At 38.2% G+C, this 19,499-nt stretch carries 16 protein-coding genes; 14 read left to right on the forward strand and 2 right to left on the reverse strand.

The features are described from left to right. Positions 1–76: 76 nt before the first annotated feature. From ccsA to CRS_RS02515, 11 genes are all read left to right on the forward strand, one after another. Complete coding sequence (gene ccsA, locus CRS_RS02465; protein ID WP_142722496.1) at positions 77–3,346, forward strand: cytochrome c biogenesis protein CcsA; 3,270 nt, start codon at positions 77–79, stop codon at positions 3,344–3,346. A gap of 517 nt (positions 3,347–3,863) precedes the next feature. Next, complete coding sequence (locus CRS_RS02470; RefSeq protein ID WP_142722497.1) at positions 3,864–4,730, forward strand: SPFH domain-containing protein; 867 nt, start codon at positions 3,864–3,866, stop codon at positions 4,728–4,730. An 80-nt stretch (positions 4,731–4,810) separates the two neighbouring features. Further along, entirely contained in the window at positions 4,811–4,999 is a 189-nt protein-coding gene (locus tag CRS_RS02475; RefSeq protein ID WP_142722498.1) for an Arc family DNA binding domain-containing protein, read from the forward strand. 472 nt (positions 5,000–5,471) lie between these two features. Further along, positions 5,472–7,022: an aldehyde dehydrogenase family protein gene (locus CRS_RS02480; RefSeq protein WP_142722499.1), complete on the forward strand. Its 1,551-nt coding sequence runs from the start codon at positions 5,472–5,474 to the stop codon at positions 7,020–7,022. A gap of 113 nt (positions 7,023–7,135) precedes the next feature. Continuing rightward, a complete protein-coding gene (gene lat, locus CRS_RS02485; protein ID WP_142722500.1) occupies positions 7,136–8,461 on the forward strand; it encodes an L-lysine 6-transaminase in 1,326 nt (441 codons plus the stop codon). Between the two features lie 61 nt (positions 8,462–8,522). Then, positions 8,523–8,753, forward strand: a complete 231-nt coding sequence (locus CRS_RS02490) for a DUF2007 domain-containing protein (protein ID WP_142722501.1) — start codon at positions 8,523–8,525, stop codon at positions 8,751–8,753. Between the two features lie 161 nt (positions 8,754–8,914). Next, positions 8,915–9,427 (forward strand): GNAT family N-acetyltransferase, encoded by a 513-nt coding sequence (locus tag CRS_RS02495; protein ID WP_142722502.1) that lies wholly within the window; start codon positions 8,915–8,917, stop codon positions 9,425–9,427. A 116-nt stretch (positions 9,428–9,543) separates the two neighbouring features. After that, a complete protein-coding gene (locus CRS_RS02500) occupies positions 9,544–9,999 on the forward strand; it encodes a hypothetical protein (protein WP_034694378.1) in 456 nt (151 codons plus the stop codon). Position 10,000: 1 nt separating this feature from the next. After that, positions 10,001–11,188 carry an efflux RND transporter periplasmic adaptor subunit gene (locus CRS_RS02505; protein ID WP_142722503.1) on the forward strand — a complete coding sequence of 396 codons (1,188 nt, stop codon included), beginning with the start codon at positions 10,001–10,003 and terminating at the stop codon, positions 11,186–11,188. Beyond that, a complete protein-coding gene (locus tag CRS_RS02510; protein ID WP_142722504.1) occupies positions 11,188–14,334 on the forward strand; it encodes an efflux RND transporter permease subunit in 3,147 nt (1,048 codons plus the stop codon). Before CRS_RS02505 ends, CRS_RS02510 begins: the two co-directional genes overlap by 1 nt. A 91-nt stretch (positions 14,335–14,425) precedes the next feature. Continuing rightward, positions 14,426–15,841 carry a TolC family protein gene (locus CRS_RS02515; RefSeq protein WP_142722505.1) on the forward strand — a complete coding sequence of 472 codons (1,416 nt, stop codon included), beginning with the start codon at positions 14,426–14,428 and terminating at the stop codon, positions 15,839–15,841. A gap of 74 nt (positions 15,842–15,915) precedes the next feature. Here the strand turns inward: CRS_RS02515 and CRS_RS02520 are convergent, their stop codons facing one another. Further along, complete coding sequence (locus CRS_RS02520) at positions 15,916–16,896, reverse strand: BtrH N-terminal domain-containing protein (protein ID WP_142722506.1); 981 nt, start codon at positions 16,894–16,896, stop codon at positions 15,916–15,918. 164 nt (positions 16,897–17,060) lie between these two features. On the opposite strand from CRS_RS02520, the gene CRS_RS02525 reads away from it, so the two are divergent. Both CRS_RS02525 and CRS_RS02530 read left to right on the forward strand, forming a co-directional pair. Continuing rightward, positions 17,061–17,549, forward strand: a complete 489-nt coding sequence (locus tag CRS_RS02525) for a GNAT family N-acetyltransferase (RefSeq protein ID WP_142722507.1) — start codon at positions 17,061–17,063, stop codon at positions 17,547–17,549. Positions 17,550–17,551: 2 nt separating this feature from the next. Next, positions 17,552–18,034 carry a MarR family winged helix-turn-helix transcriptional regulator gene (locus tag CRS_RS02530; protein WP_142722508.1) on the forward strand — a complete coding sequence of 161 codons (483 nt, stop codon included), beginning with the start codon at positions 17,552–17,554 and terminating at the stop codon, positions 18,032–18,034. A 1-nt stretch (position 18,035) separates the two neighbouring features. On the opposite strand, the gene CRS_RS02535 is transcribed toward CRS_RS02530, so the two are convergent. Continuing rightward, entirely contained in the window at positions 18,036–18,617 is a 582-nt protein-coding gene (locus CRS_RS02535; RefSeq protein ID WP_142722509.1) for a hypothetical protein, read from the reverse strand. Positions 18,618–18,860: 243 nt separating this feature from the next. Here CRS_RS02535 and CRS_RS02540 point away from each other — a divergent pair, with 243 nt between their 5' ends. Continuing rightward, a complete protein-coding gene (locus CRS_RS02540; protein WP_142722510.1) occupies positions 18,861–19,433 on the forward strand; it encodes a YdeI family protein in 573 nt (190 codons plus the stop codon). Positions 19,434–19,499 lie beyond the last annotated feature (66 nt).

The following is a 19,499-nucleotide window of genomic DNA, read 5'->3' on the forward strand; positions in this document are numbered from 1 at the left end:
AAGTGACAAAAAACAGCTTTTTTTAAGCTCTTTATGGTTTATCATGCTTATTTTTGCATGTCAAGTACAATAAATCATGAAGAAGCTCCAAGATATTCTTATCTCAACCAGGACAATGGCTGTATTGTTGCTGGTGTACGCATTTGCGATGGCTTATGCAACGTTCTTAGAAAACGACTACGGAACTCCTACAGCAAAAGCATTAATTTATGAGGCCAAATGGTTCGAACTGATCATGGTCCTGCTTATTCTTAACTTCATAGGAAATATCGGAAGATACAGACTTTGGAAAAAGGATAAATGGCCGGTTCTTGTTTTCCACCTTGCCTTTGTTTTTATTTTTATCGGGGGTGCTATCACAAGATACATCAGTTTCGAAGGAACCATGCACATCAGAGAAGGCGAAACTTCCAACGAAATTGTAACGGATAAAAATTTCTTTAAAATTCAGATTGAAGAAAAAGGAGATGTTCTTAATTATCAGGATGTTCCTTATCTGATGTCTCCACTTCACAAAGATTTCCAGGCGACCTATGACTTCCATGGAAAAGAAGTGAAAGTGTTCGCAAAAGAATACATTCAAAGAAAAAAAGACAGTCTTGTCGCTGAGCCAGACGGTACAGAGTATCTTCATTTGGTTTCTACCGGAAACACCGGAAGACAAAATATTTACATCAAACCGGGGGAGACAAAATCGATCAACGGAACTTTGGTGACCTTCAACAGGGCGATTGACGGAGCTGTAGAATTCAAAAATGAAGGAGGGAAATTGTTCATCAAAACACCTGTAGATGCAAGCTACATGACCATGGCTACCCAGGCAACAGGAACTACTGTAAAAAATGAATTCCAGCCGTTGGCATTAAGAAGTTTATATACCATCAATGAACTGAAGCTTGTCGTTCCTGAAGGTCTTAAAAAAGGAAGACTGATGGCTATTGAAGGTGACAGAAAGAAAGATGCCAATGTACCGGATATGCTTCAGGTTGAGCTTCAGGGTCCAAAAACAAAGCAGCTGGTAGATCTTTCTGTTGAAAAAGGAAACCCAAATGCCTACAAGCAGGTAACTATGGACGGTTTAAACATTATGGTAGGTTTCGGGCCTAAAGTATACAACACACCTTTTGCATTAAAATTGGATGACTTCGTAATGGAAACGTATCCGGGAAGTTCGTCTCCAAGTGCTTATGAAAGTCATGTGAAAATCATTGATGAAGGTAAAGAAACTCCTTATAAAATCTATATGAACCACGTTCTTAACCACAAAGGATACCGTTTTTTCCAGTCGAGCTTTGACCCGGACAGAATGGGAACTGTTCTTTCTGTGAACCACGATTATTGGGGAACTTTAATTTCTTATATCGGGTACGGACTTTTATTCTTAGGAATGTTTGTGATCTTCTTCTGGAAAGGAACGCACTTCTGGAAATTAAATAAAATGCTGACTGATGTTAACAAAAAGAAAGCAGCAGGTATACTTTTACTGTTCTTAAGCTTAGGATTAAATGCTCAGAAAATCGAAACTCACGGAACAACAGATGGAAGCAGGGAACATATCCATGTAGAAGGTGACAACCATGCTCATGCTCCGTCTCCGTCTGCGCAGCCTCTTGATGGTGCTGCTCCAAAGCAGAACTCTCTGGCAACTCCAATGGGGAAAATGAGATCTATTTCTCCGGACGAAATTATTGCAAGAAACAAAATCAGTAAAGAACATGCTGATAAATTCGGATATCTTTTAGTTCAGAACTTCGAAGGAAGAATTATTCCAATAAACACACAGGCTTTAGAGGTTTTAAGAAAACTTTACAAGCACGACAGTTTCAAAGGAACAGACGGAAAATCTCTGACTGCTAACCAATGGTTTCTTTCTATTAATACAGATACGCCAAGCTGGACAATGGTTCCGATGATTAAAGTTGGGCCAAAAGGAGGTGATGAGCTGAAAAATAAAACAAAAGCTGATGAAGATGGTTACACTTCTTTAATGAACCTTTTCCCGGCAGATGCTAACGGTAATTTGACTTATATTCTGGAACATGATTATAATACTGCATTCCGTAAAAAACCTGCTGAGCAAACAAACTATGATAAAGAAGTCATTGCTGTAAACGAAAGAGTACAGATTTTCAATGAGTTCTTCAGCGGTCAGTTTATGAGAATTGTTCCTGTAAAGAACGATGCTAACCACACATGGCATTCATGGCTGGATCAGAAATTTGAACCGGATATGGAGTCTCAACAGGTAATGGGTCCTTATTTTGCAGAAGCTCTTACAGCACAAAAAACAGGAGATTGGAGCAAAGCAGATAAGGAATTGGCAAAGCTTTCAGACTACCAGCAGAAATGGGGGAAAGCAGTGGTTCCTACAAAATCTAAAGTTGATCTTGAGGTTTTTATGAATAAAGCAGATATCAATTTCAAATTATTGATTTTCTATACGCTTGTCGGAGGACTTCTTCTGATCTTAGGATTTGTTGAATTATTCAAGCCAAATAAAGTTTTAAACAAGGTAATTAAAGTAATTATTGCGATTGGTTTAATCGGATATCTGTGCCATTTCTTAGGACTTGTGGCAAGATGGTATATCTCAGGACACGCTCCATGGAGTAACGGGTATGAAGCGATTATCTTTATCTCTTGGGTAGGTATTACAGCAGGTTTGATCCTGTATCGAAATGCCAATGCTTTAATCCCGGCAGCGGGATTCATGGTAGCGGTTATCATGATGGGATTTGCGCACGGAGGTTCTGCTCTTGACCCACAGATCACACCGTTAGTTCCTGTATTGAAGTCTTACTGGTTAATTGTTCACGTAGCCATTATTACCTCCAGTTACGGATTCTTTGCGCTTTCAATGATCATTGCCGTGCTTTCCCTTGTATTCTATATTATTTCCAATAAAGAGACGTATAAAATCCACCACGATACGACATTGAAAGAATTGGTAATTGTTTCTGAAATGTCACTAACGATAGGTTTGTTTGCATTAACAGTAGGAAACTTCTTAGGAGGGATCTGGGCCAATGAATCGTGGGGCAGATACTGGAGCTGGGACCCGAAAGAAACCTGGGCTTTCATTTCCATTATGGTATATGCATTTGTACTGCACATGAGATTAGTGCCAGGATTAAGAAGCAGATGGGCATTCCATGTAGCAACGATGTTTGCATTCTGCTCAATGGTAATGACATACTTTGGAGTAAATTACTACTTAAGCGGACTTCACTCCTACGCAGCGGGTGATCCTGTTCCTGTGCCTGCTTGGGTATACATAGGAATCTCAACCATGATCATTTTATCAGCTGTTTCTTACTGGAAGTTTAAAACTTTAACGAAGAAATAAAATACTGAACCTATAAATTGAAATCCCGGAATTCACTTTCCGGGATTTTTTTGTTCATAATGTTCCCGGCTTTAAGATGATTAGTTATAAACGCTAAGTTCGCAATAGCATGTATTGTGATGAAATATCGTTCGCAAAGACGTTTCACTCAGCAAAAGAAGGAGGTGTTTTTAGTTAAGCTGGAAGTTTGTAAAATGTAAAGTGCTTGTGTTTTTTTTTAACGCTAATGTTCGCAATGATTTTATGATGATAGATATCGTTCGCAAAGGCGTTTCACTCAGCAAAGAAATAGTAGTCTTAGCTAAACGAAGTGGCTTTGCGAACAAAAATATAATGCACCCTAATAGATTAACCTCGCGAACTTTGCGTTATCTAAAATACCCGAATCCTATTCCGCACCTCGCAACCCCGAACCCCGAACCTCGCCCCTCAAAAAAAAATCAAAATTTATCATTCATAATTCAAAATTCATTACTATCTTTATGATATCAAAATAATATCAAAATAAAATTATATCATGGAAAAAACATTAAAACCCATGTCGGGCTATCTTACACTGGTTATCTGCCTTGCCTTGTTTGCCGCGGCTGTCTATTTCTTTATTACCGGGGTAGATCAAAGTATAGCCTATGTTGTTATCTCAATGCTTTGCTTTCTTCTGTCATGCTTTTTCTTAAAAGGCTTAATGATTATTCAGCCTAACCATTCGAGGGTACTGAACTTCTTCGGGAAATATGTCGGAAGTGTAAAAGAGAACGGATTATTCTTTATTAATCCTTTGTATTCGTCACAGAAAATTTCCTTACGTTCGGAAAACTTACAGGGACAGACCCTGAAGGTAAATGATAAAATGGGTAACCCTATTGAAATTGCTGTGGTTATCGTATGGAAAGTAGGAGATACTTACAAAGCTGCTTTTGATGTAGAGCGCTATTCTGACTTTGTGAAAATGCAGAGTGAGGCAGCTGTTCGACATTTGGCGATGAGCTTTCCGTATGATAATTTAGAAGATGATCATGCTCCGATTACCTTGAGAGAAGGAGGTGATAAAATCAATTCTATTTTGGAGCAGGAGCTTACAGACCGCTTGTCTAAGGCTGGTATTGTGATCCAGGAAGCGAGAATATCACACCTGGCCTATGCTTCAGAGATTGCAGGGGCAATGCTTCAGAGACAACAGGCTACTGCGATTGTTGCTGCAAGAACCAAAATTGTAGAAGGTGCGGTAGGAATGGTAGACCTTGCATTGAAAAAACTATCCGAAGAAAATATCGTTGATCTTGATGATGAAAGAAAAGCGGCAATGGTAAGCAATTTAATGGTGGTTCTTTGCGGTGAAAAAGCGGCAACTCCTATATTAAATGCTGGAACACTTTACAATTAAGAAGTAAAATTTAACGGTTAAAATTAAGTGCAGAGATCTTCTACACTGATAGTCGGAAATAATGTTAGAGAATTTAGAAAATGAAATCAGAAAAAGCTCAGAACTCTTCGGAAAACAAAGGCAAAAAATCCTTTGTCATAAGGATAGATGAGTCTACATATAAACTCCTGGAAAGGTGGGCCAATGATGAATTCAGAAGTGTGAACGGACAGATAGAATACCTGCTGCATCAAAGCCTTATCAATTCAGGGAGAAAGAAAAAAGAATAGTTTAAAAGGAAGAATCAGGAAAAAGAATAATCTTTTTGGGGAATATTTTACTGAAATCTATGATATCCTCTTTTTTTTAAATTACAGAAAACATAAAAAAGACCACTTTTTTTAGCTTTTCAATAAAGAAATAACAATTCACTTAACCTTATACCAAAAAGAAAGCAGAGAAAATTTCTCTGCTTTTTTATTTTATACAACTCTGAAGACTGTCTGCTCCAACGTAGAATATGACGAGCCAAATCAAGCCTTTAATGGTAAAGAAAGCTAATCCAGCCCATCCCACACGCTTGAACCACTTTTTAAGCTTTGAGTTATTTTCTTGTGAATTTTCCATTGGTGATTATCAAAATGATTACTCTACAAAGATAAGCATGTTTATAATTAGTCCAAATAAAAAGCATAATAAAAATTAAAGTTTTGAGGTTCACATAATATTTTTATCTTTAGAGAGAACGAAAAGTAAGATTTTATGTCAAAAAAAGTAAAGGATTTCGGAATCGAAAAAACACTTAAAAACCTTGGTATTAAAGAAGAGAACAAAGGGACTTCAGTGGGCGGGAAATATTTCGCTTCAGGAAAGGTGATAGAAAGCATTTCTCCTGTGGATGGAAAGCTGATCGCTAAAGTAAAAACTTCCGGAGAAAGTGATTATGACAAAGTAATTGAAACTGCTCAGAAAGCATTTCAGGAATTCAGGCTGATTCCGGCTCCCAAAAGAGGAGAAATCGTAAGACAGCTGGGCTTAAAATTAAGAAAATATAAAGAAGATCTTGGTAAACTTGTTTCTTATGAAATGGGTAAATCATTACAGGAAGGACTTGGAGAAGTTCAGGAAATGATTGATATCTGTGATTTTGCTGTAGGACTTTCAAGACAGCTTCAGGGATATACGATGCACTCTGAAAGACCGGGCCACAGAATGTATGAGCAGTACCACCCGCTTGGAGTAGTAGGAATTATTACAGCATTCAACTTCCCGGTAGCCGTATGGTCATGGAATACAGCATTGGCATGGATCTGTGGTAATGTTACCATCTGGAAGCCATCTGAAAAAACACCGCTTTGTGCTGTTGCATGCCAGAATATCATGATGGAAGTTTTGAAGGAAAATAACCTTCCTGAAGGAATTTCAAGCGTACTGGTATCAGACCACGAAATCGGACAGAAATTAGTAGATGATAAAAGAGTTGCCCTTGTTTCTTTCACAGGATCTACAAGAGTTGGAAGAATGGTTTCTTCTAAAGTAGCAGAAAGATTCGGAAAGTCTATTCTTGAATTAGGAGGAAACAATGCGATTATCATTACAAAAGAAGCAGATATCGACATGTCGATCATCGGAGCTGTTTTTGGAGCGGTAGGAACTGCAGGACAGAGATGTACTTCAACAAGAAGACTGATTATCCATGAAAGTGTATATGACGAAGTAAAAACAAGACTGGCGAAAGCTTATGGTCAGCTGAAAATCGGAAATCCGTTGGACGAAACCAACCATGTAGGTCCGCTGATCGATACTGATGCAGTGAATCAATATGAAGCAGCCATCAAGAAATGTAAAAAAGAAGGTGGAAAATTTGTTGTAGAAGGCGGAGTATTATCTGGAAAAGATTACGAATCCGGATGCTATGTGAAGCCTTGCGTTGCCGAAGTAAAGAATTCTTATGAGATTGTTCAGCACGAAACTTTTGCGCCTATCCTATATCTGATTAAGTACAAAACATTAGAAGAGGCTATCGCTATCCAGAATGATGTTCCCCAAGGATTATCTTCTGCGATTATGACTCAGAATTTAAGAGAAGCGGAACTGTTCCTTTCTCATGCCGGTTCAGACTGTGGTATTGCCAACGTTAATATCGGAACATCAGGTGCTGAAATCGGAGGAGCCTTCGGTGGTGAGAAAGAAACCGGAGGAGGAAGAGAGTCTGGATCAGATGCCTGGAAGTACTATATGAGAAGACAAACCAATACTATAAATTACACTACGCAACTTCCTCTTGCACAAGGAATTAAATTTGATTTATAAAAGCATAGCTTTAAAGTAATTAAAAGACAAAAAAATTAATAACCTGAATGATTAAATGCTTTATTCTTTGGATCATTTAATCATTCGCTTATTAAATCACACTACAATTTATTATGGAACAAACATTGGATATAAAAGTAAATAAAGTTAAAGAAACAGTAGGAAGACATGTGCTGGCCGACGGCTTCGATTTTGTGATGGATATTGAAAAATCACACGGTTCATGGCTATACGATAAGCTTACAGACAGAGAATACCTGGATATGTTTTCTATGTTCGCATCGGCGTCTATCGGATACAACCACCCTTATCTTGTAGAAAGATCAGAATGGCTGGGAAGAATGGCGGTGAACAAACCTACTTTGGCTGACGTTTATTCAGAAGAATACGCCCATTTCCTTGAAGTATTTGAAAGAGTAGTTATTCCTGAAGAGCTGCAGTATGCTTTCTTTATCGAAGGCGGAACGCTGGGGGTTGAAAATGCAATGAAGGCATGTTTCGACTGGAAAACCCGCAAAAATTTTGCAAAAGGATTAGACACTGAAGCAGGAATCTGCATCCACTTCAAACAGGCTTTCCATGGAAGAAGCGGTTATACTTTAAGTTTAACAAACACTTCCGATCCCAGAAAATATCAATATTTCCCAATGTTCAACTGGCCGAGAATTTTAAATCCAAAATTGAAATTCCCGATTACAGAAGACAACCTTGAGGAAACCATCAAAAACGAAAACCTTGCTTTGCTTCAGATTGAAGAGGCTATCCTGATGCACCCCGATAAAGTGGCTTGTATCATTATAGAACCTATTCAGGCTGAAGGCGGTGACAATCATTTCAGAGACGAATTCTTATTGGGATTAAGAAGAATCTGTGATGACAACGAAATCTTACTTATTTTTGATGAAGTTCAGACAGGTATCGCTATTACCGGAAAAATGTGGGCATTCCAGCATTTTACAGCAAAACCGGACATTATTTCTTTCGGGAAAAAAGCGCAGGTTTGTGGGGTACTGGCCAATAAAGAAAAGTTTGATCAGGTTCCGAACAATGTTTTCAGAGAAAGTTCAAGAATCAACTCTACATTCGGAGGGAATTTTATTGATATGCTCCGTTTTCAGCTGGTAATGGAAGTGATCGAAAAAGAAAACCTTGTGGAGAATGCAAGAATAGTTGGAGACTTTTTATTGGAAAGTTTAAAAGCTCTTGCTGAAAAGTATCCTGAGAAAATTTCAAATGCAAGAGGAAGAGGACTGATGTGTGCGATCGATCTTCCAACTGCAGAACAGAGAAACCACCTGATGAACGAGCTTTTCAATGATGGATTGATCATTCTTCCATGCGGGGACCAGTCTCTTCGTTTCAGACCTCATTTGAATGTTTCCCAAGAGGAAATTCAATTGGCTTTAACCAAAATTGAAAATAATATTAATAAAATTTAAAACAGGGGATTTGTAATTTTAAAAAAAACGTCGTATATTTAGATACTCAAACAATTAGAATATGGAAAGAAGTACGAGAGTATCAGTTTATGAAAGTGATAACCCTTCAGAAATTCAGTTGGTTAAGTCTAAATTGGATGACGCGCAGATTACAAACACCGTTGAAAATAACTATCTTACATTTACCACAACGCCAACAGCAACTTCGCTGAAGGTAATGGTAGATCTGGAAGAAGAAAAAAGAGCATTTGAAATTATTGATGCTTACCTTCAACAAAGTGAAAATCAATAAACAATTTCATAATTTTAAATTTTACTACTTCGAACCGAAAATTAATTTTAATTAGTTTTCGGTTTTTTAATTCAATAAAACCTTAAAAGATAAACATTTCAAAGATTGAAGGATAGTTCTTCTGAGTTTAAATCATTCAATCTTTTAATCAAATTTACAGTATGAATCCAGAGATTAAACTAAGACAAGCGAAAATTGAAGACAGGGACATTATTTGGGAAATCATTCAGCAATCTATTGAAAGGAGGAGACAGGACGGAAGTACTCAATGGCAGAACGGATATCCAAATCTTGGAACCGTAGAAAGTGATATTGCCAAAGGATTCGGACATGTTTTGACGGTTGATGGACAGATTGCTGTGTACGCAGCCCTGATTTTGAATGATGAGCCTGCATACAGCACCATTGAAGGAGCATGGTTGAGCGATGGAGAATTTGTAGTAGTTCACAGAGTGGCCGTAGATGAAAAATTTGCAGGACAGGGTATGGTAAAAAAGCTTTTTGATCATATCGAAGAATTTACCAGATCCCATGGCATTCAGAGTATTAAGGTAGATACCAACCATGACAATATCGCTATGTTAAAAATCCTTGAAGGCAGAGGATATTCTTATTGCGGAGAGGTTCTTTTGAGAGACGGGATGAGAAAAGCATTTGAGAAGATTATAATTTAGGTAAAAAGTTAAATCAACTTTCATTGAATTTTTAAAACAGCCTGTATTTATAAACTCTATCAGGTTTGTTCGTTTAGTTCTGAACTAATTTCTACTTTTGTTCAAATTTTTATATTATGCACCAAAGTATAGAAATTGATGAGAAAATTTTTCAGGATGCCGTAAAATTCTATGGCACCGTGTTCAGCCTACCCCCTTTAGCATCGAAAATTTATTCCTACCTTCTTTTTGACTATGAGAAAGTAGGAATTACTTTTGACGAGTTTGTTGAAGTACTTTCTGCAAGTAAAAGCTCTGTTTCTACCAGTATCTCATTACTGCTCAATGCACAGCTTATTGTAGATCATAATAAGATGGATGAACGGAAACGGTACTTTTTCATCAATGATGAATACAAAAAAATACGATTCGAAAAAATTGTCCAGAAAATGCAGGACGAATTAAGACTATTAGATGATTTAAACAATTTTAAAAAAAGTAAAGACGATGGATACAATGAAAGAATAGAAGTTTACAAAGCACTCTTAAATAAAAACATAGAAAATATTCAGGAATCTCTTAATAAACTATAAAATGAATAATAAGCTAGTTATACTTTCCATTGCAGCGCTTTCACTGACTGCCTGCAAAAAAGAAGCTCCGAAGCAGGATGGCGCCAAGCCTTATCCTGTTGTTTCCGTGGAGTCAAAAAATATAGTGGGTTATCAGACGTTTCCGGCTACCATCCAGGGTAGGGTAAACAATGATGTACGTGCAAAAATACAGGGATATATTACCCAGGTATTGGTGGATGAAGGGCAATATGTTACAAAAGGACAGCCACTGTTCCGTCTGGAAACCAATATTCTGAATGAAAATGCGGCGGCTTCCAAAGCAGGAATCGGTGCTGCAGCCTCCAGTGTTGCAGCGGCTCAGGCTTCTGTAAATGCAGCTCAGGTTGAAGTTAACAAACTAAAACCTCTGGTTCAGAAAAATATCATCAGCAACGTACAGTTACAGACTGCACAGGCACAACTGGCTCAGGCTCAGGCTCAGCTGCAGCAGGCAAACGCAGCCAAAAGACAGGCTGAAGCCAATTATAAAGGAGTAGAAGCCAATATCGAATATTCTATCATCCGTGCGCCTATTTCTGGGGTCATCGGCAAGCTTCCATTAAAAGTGGGAAGTTTGGTAGGTCCGTCTGATCAGACTCCTCTGACAACGATTTCTGATACATCTGAGATCTATGCTTACTTTGCCATGAATGAAAAAGAATATTTTGATTTCCTTGAAAAATCTCCGGGCGCATCTATGCCTGAAAAAATTAAAAACTTACCTATGGTGGAACTTCAGCTGGCCAATGGAAGTCTTTATCCTGAAAAAGGGAGAATTGAAGCCATTACCGGTCAGATTGATCCTACAACCGGGACTATTCAGTTCAGAGTTGCTTTCTCGAATGCTCAGAAATTATTAAGTAATGGTAACAGTGGAACGATCAGATTCCCTCAGCACTATGACAATGTACTTGTAGTGCCTGAAAGCGCTACTTATGAGCAGCAGGGTATTGTATATGTATACAAGATAGAAAAAGGTGATACAGCCAGAAACGTTGTTGTGAATGTTATCGACAGAATCGACAATATGGCTCTTATCAAATCTGGAGTTAATAAAGGTGAAAGAGTTATTGCAGCTGGTATCGGAGGTCTGAAACCGGGAACAGCAGTAAAGCCGAAGCCAATTAAAATGGATAGTCTTGTTCAATCAATAAAACCGAAATTCTAATGATAAAAAACTTTATTAACAGACCGGTTTTATCCACCGTAATCTCAATCCTGATTGTGATTCTCGGTGTGCTGGGACTGATCTCGTTACCGGTTACACAGTATCCGGACATTGCACCGCCTACGGTGAGTGTTTCCGCAAACTATACGGGAGCCAATGCCGAAACGGTAATGAAGAGTGTAGTAGTACCTTTGGAAGAACAGATCAATGGGGTGGAAGGTATGGATTATATCACTTCCAGTGCCGGTAACGACGGTTCTGCTCAGATCCAGGTTTTCTTCAAACAGGGAATAGATCCTGATATTGCAGCGGTAAACGTACAGAACCGTGTGGCGAGAGCTACGCCACTGTTACCTGCCGAAGTAACGCGTTCAGGGGTAGTAACCCAGAAGCAGCAGACCAGTGCCCTGATGTATATGTCTTTCTATTCTGAAAATAAAGATCTTGATGATGTATACCTCCAGAACTTTTTGAATATCAATATTATTCCCAATCTGAAAAGGGTAAATGGTGTCGGGGATGCGAACGTTTTCGGGGGTAAAAACTACTCAATGAGAATCTGGCTGGACCCTGCAAAAATGGCTGCTTACAGTGTAACACCTACTGATGTTACCAATGCCATTAATGAGCAGAGTAGAGAAGCCGCTGCAGGTTCTATCGGACAAAACAGCGGAAGTTCTTTTGAGTATATCATCAAATATGTAGGTAAATTCAACGATAAAGAACAGTACGATAATATCATCATCAAATCTCTTGCAAACGGACAGAACCTGATGCTGAAAGACGTTGCTAAAGTGGAACTGGCAGGACAGTCTTATACAGGAATCGGGGAGAACGGAAACAACCCTTCCATCAGTATGGGGATCTTCCAGACTCCGGGATCCAACGCTCAGGAGATTATTAAAAATATCAAAGCCTATCTGAAATCAGCTGAAGGGACTTTTCCAAAAGGGATAAAGTATACTTTCAACTTTGATACCAACGAATTCCTGGAAGCTTCTATTGAAAAGGTAGTCCATACTTTGATTGAGGCCTTCATTCTGGTATTTATTGTAGTATATATTTTCCTTCAGGACTTCAGATCTACACTGATCCCGGCTATCGCAGTTCCGGTATCTATTGTGGGGGCATTCTTCTTTCTGAATCTCTTCGGATATTCATTAAACCTCTTGACCTTATTTGCATTGGTACTGGCGATTGGTATTGTAGTGGATGATGCCATTGTGGTCGTCGAGGCCGTTCATGCCAAGATGGAGCATGGTATTTCTGATGCTAAAAAAGCGACTGTAGAGGCGATGGATGAGATTACAGGAGCAATTATCTCTATTACTTTGGTAATGGCAGCAGTATTTATCCCGGTAACCTTTATTACGGGACCTACAGGGGTATTCTACCAGCAGTTTGGTATTACGCTGATTATAGCCATTATTATTTCTGCGATTAATGCATTAACCCTGAGTCCGGTTTTATGTTCATTATTTTTAAAACCTCACGAAGCGCATCATGCAGAATATAAAAATCTGAATCTTTTACAGAAGTTCTTCTATAAGTTTAATATTGCTTTTAAAACGACTACTGAACGTTACGGAAGAGGATTTGTATTCTTATTAAGACATAAATGGGTAACCCTGATTATTTTCGCTGTTACCGGAGGTATCTTATTCTGGGCAAGCAGCAGCATGAAGAAAGGGTTTGTACCTACAGAAGACAGAGGGATTATCTTTACAGATGTACAGCTTCCTCCGGGAGCTTCCATGGAAAGAACTTATAATGCTTTGAAAACACTTCAGGCCAAAGCACTGAAAGTTCCGGGTGTGCAGAATGTAACGATCTCAACAGGTAGAGGGTTCTTGTCCGGGAACGGGAGTAACAACGGTCTTGCCTTTGTTAAACTTAAACCGTTCGAAGAAAGAAAAAAAGACGGACAGACTTCTGAAGATATTACCAAAAAATTATTTGGAATTGTAGGATCTGTTCCTGATGCCAAAGTGGTATTCTTCCAGCCGCCTAGTGTACCGGGATTTGGTAACAGTGCAGGTTTTGAAATGGTATTGCTTGATAAATCAGGTGGAGAATATGCTGATCTGGATGCCAAAACCAATGAATTCATCGGTAAGCTGATGCAGAGACCGGAAATTCAGTTTGCACAGACTTCATTCAATACCAAATATCCTCAGTATCAGATGGAAATAAATGTTCCTCTGAGCAAACAGCTTGGTGTTTCTGTCAGTGACATTCTTGCGACAATGCAGGGGTATATCGGAGGAATTTATACTGCAGACTTTACCAAGTATGGAAAACAGTTCAGGGTAATGGTTCAGGCGCTTCCTGAAAACAGAAAGAATATTGAAAACCTGAATCAGCTTTATGTAAGAACAGGATCAGGGATCATGACTCCGATTTCACAGTTTGTAACATTGACAAAAGCATACGGACCACAATCTGTAAGCCGTTATAACCTTTTTACTTCAGTGAAGGTGACAGGAGCGAACTCTGACGGGTATAGTTCCGGGGATGCGATTGCTGCGGTACAACAGGTAGCGGATGAAACTCTGAATCAAAACTATGCGGTAGAATTTACAGGGTTAACGAGAGAAGAATTAAATTCAGGCTCTCAAACACTTCTTATTTTCGGGCTAAGTTTGATCTTTGTTTACTTTATCCTTTCTGCACAGTATGAAAGTTATATCCTTCCGCTGATCGTTATTATTTCTCTTCCTCTTGGAGTAATGGGGGCTTACTTCGGTCAGAAGATTATGGGGCTGGAAAATAACATCTACTTCCAGATTGCCCTGATCATGCTTGTGGGATTACTGGCGAAAAATGCGATTCTTATTGTCGAATTTGCTGTTCAGAGAAGGCATCATGGAGAAACGATTGTGATGTCAGCCATCAATGCAGCGAAAGCCAGGGTGAGACCTATTCTGATGACATCGTTTGCCTTTATTTTCGGTTTATTACCGTTGGTACTGGCAAGTGGAATTGGAGCCGTAGGTAACAGATCTATCGCTACGGGTGCGGCCATCGGACTATTGATAGGAACTGTTTTGGGATTATTTGTAATTCCGGTTCTGTATGTGATTTTTGAAACACTGCAGGAAAAAATTAAACCTATCAAAAAAGAAGATATCAATTTAGCAGAATAAAATTAAGATTTAAGAAATTAGAAGTTAGAAATTAGAAATGAGTCTAAAAACTAACTTCTAACTTCTAAACTCTAACTTCTAATTAAAAATAATGAAGAGTTTATTAAACATCATAAAAGGAATCACTTTTTCAGTTTTCATACTCGGAGCCATCTCATCCTGTATGGCAAGAAAAGAGTATGAAAGGCCGAAGAACGTTGTGGACGAAAAGCTTTTCCGTACGGATATGCTCCCTTCGGACAGTACCAGTATTGCAGATATTTCATGGAAAGAAATATTTACTGATCCGATATTGCAGGGGCATATCTCTAAGGCGTTGGAGAATAATCTTGACATCAGAATTGCGCTGGAAAGTATCAATTCAGCAGAAGCGTATCTGAAGCAAAGCAAAGCAGCTTATCAACCAACACTTTCTATCGGTCCCAACTACACATTTCAGACGCAGTCTATTAACACCCAGTTTGGGCAGATCATTGGGGAAAGACGTTATGTAAACCAGTTTGACATTACGGCAAGTATCGGATGGGAAGCAGATATCTGGGGCAAATTAAAGGCACAGGAGAAAGCACAGCTTGCTACCTACCTGGGAACTGTTGCAGCTCATAAAGCGGTAAAAAGCAGCCTTGTATCATCCATTGCATCTGCATATTATCAGTTGCTGACATTTGATGCGCAGAAGAGAATTATTACGGAAACCATTGCGGTAAGAGAGAAAAACCTTGAAGCTACTAAGGCTTTAAAAACTTCCGGGACAGTTACTGAAGTAGCAGTACAGCAGAGTGAGGCCCTTGTTTTCAATGCCAAATCATTACTGATTGATATTGATACACAGATCCAGCTGCTTGAAAATACCATGAGCCTTTTGATGGGAGAGCCTTCCCATTCTATTGAAAGATCTACATTGGAAGGACAGAAGCTTCCGATTGATCTGAAACTGGGGTATCCTACTCAGCTTCTGGCCAACCGTCCGGATGTCATGAGAGCAGAATTTAACTTAATGAATGCTTTCCAACTGACGAATGCTGCCAAAGCTCAGTTTTATCCTACTTTAAAACTGACAGGAAGCGGTGGATTGCAGTCTGTGGATATTGACCACTTATTCAGCGTAAATTCATTGTTCGCGAATGTAGTGGCAGGACTGGCACAGCCTATTTTAAATAAAAGGCAGATCCAGACCAATTATGACGTAAGTCTTGCCAATCAGGAAACAGCTTATCTGAACTTCAGAAAGACTGTTCTGACAGCTGGAAAAGAAGTTTCTGATGCCATCAGAGTATTTTCTGTACAGGATTCATTCATTGAATTGAAGCAAAAAGAACTGGATGCCTACAAAAAATCTGTTGACTATTCCCAGGAATTGGTTAATTATGGTATGGCCAACTATCTGGAAGTGTTGAATGCAAGTGTGAATTCATTGAATGCAGAGCTTAACATTTCCAATGCAAGATACAGTAAAATGAAAGCAGCCGTAGAGCTTTACCAGGCTTTGGGCGGAGGCTGGAAGTAGTCTTTATTTCGCAAAATATAAAAAAAACGTATGTCACTACTGGCATACGTTTTTTTATGATATGTGTAAAAATCCTATAATGTGACCAAAATTTTCATGGCTTCTCTCTCTTTTTCTGATAGGGTTTTTAAGATATCCGAAGCCTGTTGAATATATTTTATTTCTTTTGTCTGGCTCACTTTTTCAAACAGCCGGGAAACACCCGTCCAGAGTTCAGCAATTTCTGAGAAGGCTTCATATCCTTTTTTTATCTGATCCAGTTGAAGCAGTTCATAACTTTCCTTCAAAAAATCACGATATAAATTTCTGAATAAAGCTCCGCCTGTTCCTGCTTTTTCCATGAGTAAAGCTGCTTGTTTAAATTCCCCTTCAATATTTTTACTTGTATTGAACCATTTGATAACTTCATTACTCGTTTTTAAAATCCCTTTGTAAGAGATATTGGTAATGGGAGGATCCAGATATTCAGCTGCATTATTTTTGATCGCAGTGATGATGACTATTTCCAGATTAAATTTTCTGTCTGTTTTCCTGAGGGTATAATACAGATTTCTGGAAGCCATCGGCCCTTTTTCAGCCCGTGCCATTGCCAGGCTTTTTAAGGAAGTCTGTACCTGTCCGCCCTGTTGTATGGTATCCACCAAAAAAGCATTTTCATGATCATAACCATAAATCGCGGCATAATGTCCGGCAAAATGAAAAGGATTTGAAAAGTATTCCAGATGGTAGCAATCCATTTTCAATCCTACTGGCTGGCCATTATTGATAAGTTCTTTTACTTGTCCCCAGGCCTTTTGCTGTGAAGATGTTTCTTTTACTGTTAATTCAAGATTCAGATTTTTAGCTAAATTTTGAGTCAGCAAATCAGGTTTTATTCGTCCTCCGATGAAAGGGAAATCCATCGTTTTCATATTCCAGTAGATAAAGCTGAGACCTTCACCCAATCCGAAAAGCATAGGCTCGGAAAGCTCAATTCCTATTTGCCGCAATAATGTTCCTGTGGCAGTAGTTTCACAGTGCTGGCCGTTGAAAGGCTTCAGGTTTTCTATTTTCATTTTTAAAGTAAAGTTTTGAATGGTATTAATTTTTGAGAAAATTACATAAATATCATCAGATAAAAATTAGGTTTGCTATTTTATGTTAAATTTCTTTAAACCGGAAAAATAATTTGTAAATATGTATTTGACTACGTAGTTTTATACTTTAAAATACAGACACTATGAAATTAGAGATACAGCCGATAGGAAATTCTTACTCAGAGCAGGCCATTGACCTTATTTTAACAATTCAGCAGAAAGAGTTTAATATTCCGATTAAGATACAGGATCAGCCTGACCTTTTGCAGATAGAAAGTTTTTACACAGAAGCCGGAGGTAATTTTTGGGGTGCTTTTGTAGATGGTGAGCTGGTAGGTTCTATAGCATTGGTTAAATTTGACGACAGGGCAGGAGCCATCAGGAAAATGTTTGTGAAAAGGGAGTTCAGAGGAAAAGAACTGAATATAGCCCAGGAATTACTGGAGGTTTTAATTACTTTTTGCCGTAAAAGAGGGATTGATGATCTATATTTGGGAACCATAACGGTATTGAAGGCAGCACAACGTTTTTATGAAAGGAATCATTTTGTGAAGATTGAAAAAGGAAATCTTCCGGCTGACTTCCCTTTAATGAGTGCTGATGATATTTTTTACCATTTAAATATTGACTGAATATGAATGTAATCAACGAAGCAGGAATTCTTGCCATATCTACCAGGCTGCACCGTCTCAGTGAACAATTGAGAAAAGATGGAGCACTCATCTACAAAGCATTCGGAATTGATTTTGAACTGAAGTGGTTTCCGGTGATCTTTACCATTTATAAAAAGGAAATAGCAGGTGTAGTAGAAATTGCCAACGAGATCGGGTATACCCATCCGTCTACCATAACCCTGCTTAAGGAACTCGAAAAACTGGAGTTGATACAATGGGAAAAAGATCAGCAGGACGAAAGAAAAAGACTGTTTAAACTGACTCCAAAAGGGAATGAGCTTATTGAAAGAATGAAGCCGGTATGGGAGCTGATGTCCCAGGTTTTGGGAACTATTACAGACAATAAAAATAATCTGCTGGCCGCGATTGATGAGGCAGAAGAGAAAATTGCCAGCCAGTCTTTTTACCAGAGAGCATTACAGGTGAAGAACTCGAAAAAATAATTTATACCATTATGATGTCAATCGGGTTTCTGACAGGCATGATACTTTTTAAATATTCCTGATCTTCTGTAGTTAATTCATTTATCGCCAGTGCAATATCCTCCCATGCTTTTCCGTCTTGACGTGTAAGGGCAAATTCAATGGATTGAATTTTAGGCTTTTTATTAAGTCCTAATATTCTTAAATCTATTCTTTGTCCTTCTTTTATTTTACCTTCTGCAATTTGTCCTATTAAGAAAAAGTTTCTTCCGGTTAGTTGAAATACATTATTAAGCTTAAATTGAGCAACCGTTAAATGATGCCAGCTATATCCGCAATATCTGCATTGCTTTGCTTGTGGAGTACGGGCTAATTTATTGCAATTTGGACAATAATTGAAAAAAACTTTTTCAGGAGTTTCTCTCATGATCCGTTTTACTGTATTTTGTTCAAAAGCTTCATATCCATTCTCCAATAGCTTTATGATTTCAGGTTCAGTATTAATCCACCCTCGTTCAATCATTATATTCTTCAAATAAATACTATCAGAACTTTTGTAAGTATACATATGATGATTCAATGCTAATGTTTCATTCTCTGTCATTAACCTTCTGAAATACCTAATGACATAATCTATAGTTTCCCTATCCATATCTGACTGAACAAGATAAATATTTAATTATTTATTTGGGGCTAATTTATGATTTATTTCTTTAAAATATATTTTCATATTTATTGATGAAGTTCTGAAATATTCCTCATAAGAAATTGAATTTTTACTACTGACAAACTATTGTCACCAAAGTATTTTAACTTTACATCATAGTAAAACTAAAACTACGGGAAAATGGATGAGAAAAAAACTTTTCATGTCAAAACAAGGGAGGACTGGCGTCAATGGCTGGAAGAAAACCATCATATAGAAAAGTCTGTATGGATCATCTGTAATACCAGAAAATCAAATTTACCTAGTGTTTCCTGGAGTGAACTGGTAGATGAAGCGCTTTGTTTTGGCTGGATTGACAGTACAAGGAAGACCATTGATGAAGGTTCTTTTATGCAGCTATTCAGCAGACGTAAACCGAAAAGTACCTGGTCAAAAATCAATAAAGAGAAAGTTCAGAAACTGATAGAAAATAATCTGATGATGAAAGCTGGATTTGAAACCATCAGAATGGCGAAAGAAAATGGCTCCTGGAATATTTTAGACAGTGTGGAAGACCTGGTAATTCCAGAAGATTTGAATGAAGCTTTTAAAATTCATGAAGGCTCTGAAGCCTATTTTCAAAGTTTGAGCAAGTCCATAAAAAAAATGCTGCTGCAATGGATTGTGGTCGCGAAAAGACCCGAAACCAGGAAAAAACGTATTGAGGAAGTAGCAATACAGGCGGCTCAGAATAAGAGACCCAAAAACTTTTAAGCTTCACATTGGAGGTTCGTATAAAAAAACAGGCTATTCCAAAAAGGAACAGCCTGTTCAATTCAT

The sequence above is a fragment of the Chryseobacterium sp. ON_d1 genome (assembly GCF_006829085.1).
Classification (GTDB): domain Bacteria; phylum Bacteroidota; class Bacteroidia; order Flavobacteriales; family Weeksellaceae; genus Chryseobacterium.

Excerpts from the sequence above, each read along its gene's own strand:
- CRS_RS02535 (WP_142722509.1), bottom strand. The coding sequence starts at position 18,617 with ATGACAGAGAATGAAACATTAGCATTGAATCATCATATGTATACTTAC.
- CRS_RS02515 (WP_142722505.1), top strand. The coding sequence starts at position 14,426 with ATGAAGAGTTTATTAAACATCATAAAAGGAATCACTTTTTCAGTTTTC.
- CRS_RS02475 (WP_142722498.1), top strand. The coding sequence starts at position 4,811 with ATGAAATCAGAAAAAGCTCAGAACTCTTCGGAAAACAAAGGCAAAAAA.
- CRS_RS02500 (WP_034694378.1), top strand. The coding sequence starts at position 9,544 with ATGCACCAAAGTATAGAAATTGATGAGAAAATTTTTCAGGATGCCGTA.
- CRS_RS02490 (WP_142722501.1), top strand. The coding sequence starts at position 8,523 with ATGGAAAGAAGTACGAGAGTATCAGTTTATGAAAGTGATAACCCTTCA.
- CRS_RS02495 (WP_142722502.1), top strand. The coding sequence starts at position 8,915 with ATGAATCCAGAGATTAAACTAAGACAAGCGAAAATTGAAGACAGGGAC.
- CRS_RS02540 (WP_142722510.1), top strand. The coding sequence starts at position 18,861 with ATGGATGAGAAAAAAACTTTTCATGTCAAAACAAGGGAGGACTGGCGT.
- CRS_RS02520 (WP_142722506.1), bottom strand. The coding sequence starts at position 16,896 with ATGAAAATAGAAAACCTGAAGCCTTTCAACGGCCAGCACTGTGAAACT.
- CRS_RS02470 (WP_142722497.1), top strand. The coding sequence starts at position 3,864 with ATGGAAAAAACATTAAAACCCATGTCGGGCTATCTTACACTGGTTATC.
- CRS_RS02505 (WP_142722503.1), top strand. The coding sequence starts at position 10,001 with ATGAATAATAAGCTAGTTATACTTTCCATTGCAGCGCTTTCACTGACT.
- lat (WP_142722500.1), top strand. The coding sequence starts at position 7,136 with ATGGAACAAACATTGGATATAAAAGTAAATAAAGTTAAAGAAACAGTA.
- CRS_RS02510 (WP_142722504.1), top strand. The coding sequence starts at position 11,188 with ATGATAAAAAACTTTATTAACAGACCGGTTTTATCCACCGTAATCTCA.
- CRS_RS02530 (WP_142722508.1), top strand. The coding sequence starts at position 17,552 with ATGAATGTAATCAACGAAGCAGGAATTCTTGCCATATCTACCAGGCTG.
- CRS_RS02480 (WP_142722499.1), top strand. The coding sequence starts at position 5,472 with ATGTCAAAAAAAGTAAAGGATTTCGGAATCGAAAAAACACTTAAAAAC.
- ccsA (WP_142722496.1), top strand. The coding sequence starts at position 77 with ATGAAGAAGCTCCAAGATATTCTTATCTCAACCAGGACAATGGCTGTA.
- CRS_RS02525 (WP_142722507.1), top strand. The coding sequence starts at position 17,061 with ATGAAATTAGAGATACAGCCGATAGGAAATTCTTACTCAGAGCAGGCC.